General features: G+C 63.8%; 1 protein-coding gene. It reads right to left on the bottom strand.

Translation table 11 applies throughout. The annotated features are described in order from the left end of the window. Window positions 1-157: 157 nt before the first annotated feature. Window positions 158-1,049 (bottom strand): type I glutamate--ammonia ligase (gene glnA / locus U1700_RS15350; RefSeq protein WP_332753530.1); only part of this gene is annotated, 892 nt, incomplete at its 5' end.

The raw sequence follows: 1,049 nt of genomic DNA, 5'->3' as shown, positions 1-1,049 counted from the left end.
TAAAAATTAATTTGCTTGGGCGTAGGTCAGGTGGTCCGGCGTGCGATCATTGCGGATCCCGGCATCGCCTGCTGTCGCGTCGTCCGCGGGGGGAGAAGGCAAAAAGAAAGGGGCCTTGCGGCCCCTTTCCCCGTAGTGACATCGTGCAGGGGCTGGATCAGCCGCTGTAGTACATGTCGTATTCGACCGGGCTGGGGGTCATTTCCCAGCGCATCACTTCGCTCATCTTCAGCTCGATATAGCTTTCGATCTGGTCCTTGGTGAACACGTCGCCCTTCAGCAGGAAGTCGTGGTCGGCGGCCAGCGAGTCGAGCGCTTCGCGCAAGCTACCGGCGACCGTGGGGACCTGGGCCAGTTCGGCGGGCGGCAGGTCGTACAGGTTCTTGTCCATCGCCTCGCCCGGATGGATCTTGTTCTGGATACCGTCCAGACCCGCCATCAGCAGCGCGGCATAGGCGAGATACGGGTTCGCCAGCGCGTCGGGGAAGCGCACTTCGACGCGCTTCGACTTCGGGCCGGTGCCGTACGGGATGCGGCACGAGGCCGAGCGGTTGCGCGCCGAGTAGGCGAGCAGCACCGGCGCTTCGTAACCCGGCACCAGACGCTTGTACGAGTTGGTGGTCGGGTTGGTGAAGGCGTTGATCGCCTTGGCATGCTTGATGATGCCGCCGATGAAGTACAGGCAGGTTTCCGACAGGCCCGCATAGCCGTTGCCGGCGAACAGCGGGGTCTTGCCTTCCCAGATCGAGAAGTGGGTGTGCATGCCCGAGCCGTTATCTTCCTTGATCGGCTTGGGCATGAAGGTCGCGGTCTTGCCGTACGCATGGGCGACCTGATGCACGACATACTTGTAGATCTGCATGCGGTCGGCGGTCTGGGTCAGCGTGCCGAAGGTCAGGCCCAGCTCGTGCTGCGCGGCGGCGACCTCATGGTGGTGCTTGTCGCAGGGCAGGCCCATTTCGAGCATGGTGGTGACCATCTCGCCGCGGATGTCGACCGCCGAGTCGACCGGCGCGACGGGGAAATAGCCGCCCTTGGCGCGCGGGCGG

The organism is Sphingomonas sp. RB1R13, assembly GCF_036663775.1.
Taxonomy (GTDB): Bacteria; Pseudomonadota; Alphaproteobacteria; order Sphingomonadales; family Sphingomonadaceae; genus Sphingomicrobium.
The sequence above is the reverse complement of the archived record's forward strand: the minus strand, read 5'-3'. Positions and strand labels throughout refer to the sequence as shown.